The organism is Arthrobacter sp. Hiyo1 (assembly GCF_001263615.2).
Taxonomy (GTDB): domain Bacteria; phylum Actinomycetota; class Actinomycetes; order Actinomycetales; family Micrococcaceae; genus Arthrobacter.
Genome location: NZ_DF952474.1, coordinates 139,768 through 141,387 on the forward strand (window position 1 = coordinate 139,768; position 1,620 = coordinate 141,387).

The 1,620-nt window shown below is 67.8% G+C and carries 1 protein-coding gene and 1 pseudogene; both read left to right on the top strand.

The window, feature by feature from the left end; all coding sequences use genetic code 11:
• Positions 1-985 (top strand): XdhC family protein (locus AHiyo1_RS18065; RefSeq protein WP_059389466.1); only part of this gene is annotated, 985 nt, incomplete at its 5' end.
• A pseudogene (locus AHiyo1_RS18070) lies at positions 976-1,620 on the top strand (FAD binding domain-containing protein); the annotation flags it as partial. The gene AHiyo1_RS18065 and the pseudogene AHiyo1_RS18070, both read left to right, overlap by 10 nt.

The following is a 1,620-nucleotide window of genomic DNA, read 5'->3' on the forward strand; positions in this document are numbered from 1 at the left end:
GCGCGACGGCGGCAGCCGCCTTGAGTCGTTCGGCTACAGCGCCGAGGACGCGTTCGCCGTCGGGCTCACGTGTGGCGGCGAGTTGGAAGTCCACATCCAGCCGACCGGGCCCGCCGGCCTGGATTTGGCCTTGTTGAATGCCGCTTCAGGAGGCTCTTCCCTGGCACTCATCCGCCGGCTTGACGCTGCGGGAGGCGCCGTCGTCGTTCCTGATCCGGCGCGATTTTCCGCCGCTGGTTCGCGGGAACTTTCAGACCTTCTTGGCGGGGATGACGCCGTGATCCGCGCGGCCGCGGCCCAGCTAGAACCCCTTCTGCATGGAGGCCGTGCTGGCCTGGTGCGGCTCGCCCCGGCCGAAGGCTGCGGAGGTTCCGTGCCGGAAGCCGAACCCATCACCCTGTTCGTGGAAACCCGCTTGCCCGCGGCCCGCATGCTGATCTTTGGCGCCAACGACTTCGGCGCGGCATTGCTCCCCGCCGGGAAACTCCTGGGCTACGAGGTCACTCTGTGCGATGCGCGGCCCGCTTTTTCGAGCCAGGGCCGTTTCCTCGGCGCCGACCACCTCGTCACGGACTGGCCGCACCGCTACCTTGCCGCGGAAGCAGCCGCCGGCCGGATCGATTCCCGCACGGTGGTGTGCGTGCTGACCCACGATCCCAAATTCGATATTCCCCTGCTGGAAACAGCCCTCGATCTGGATCTCGCCTATGTGGGAGCCATGGGTTCCAGGCGCAGCCACCGGCAGCGGATCGATGGACTGCTTGCCTGCGGCATCCCGGTCGAGTCCCTCGAACGCCTGCATTCGCCGATCGGACTGGATCTCGGCGCCGTGACTCCGGCGGAAGTGGCGGTTTCCATTACCGCCGAAGTCCTCGCGTCCCGCGCGCCGCGCCCGGCCTCCGCCGTGGGTTCGCTCAAGGACGGCGCAGGACCGATCCATCAGACCAACACCCCCGAGCAAAGCAAGGTGACCCCATGGACATGAACACCATCGAGTCCGTGGTTGCCACCACGGATCCAGGCCAGTGGCGCGAGGGCGACGCCTGGCTTGCCGGCGGCACGGTCCTGTTCTCCTACGGCAGCCCGGTAGGCAGCGAAGAGCCCCTCAAACGGTTGCTCGATCTGGGGCAAGCAGGCTGGCCGGCCGTCACCGTGGGCGACGCAGGCATTGAACTGGCCGCCACCTGCACCGTCGCCGAGCTTTACGCCCTGCCCGTGTCGGACGCCGTGGCTGGCCGGAACTGGCCGGGACTGGATCTTTTCCGTCCGTGCTGCGACTCTTTCGTAGCCTCGTTCAAGGTGTGGAACATGTCCACCGTTGGCGGTAATGTGTGCACAGCCCTCCCCGCCGGGCCCATGATTTCGCTGTGCGCCGGCCTGGATGCGAGGGCCACCATCCTCGGACGCCACGGCAGCAGCCGTACCGTTCCAGTCGCCGAATTCGTCACCGGGGACGGGAAAAACTGCCTGGCCCCAGGCGAGCTCCTGCGCAGCATCCAGCTCCCGGCGGCGGCCTTGGCTGCGAAGGTCGCCTTCCGCCGGCTCTCCCTCAGCAACCTCGGGCCGATCCGGGGTGCTGCTGATCGGAAGGCTCGACGCCGATGGCGGCTTCGTCCTCAC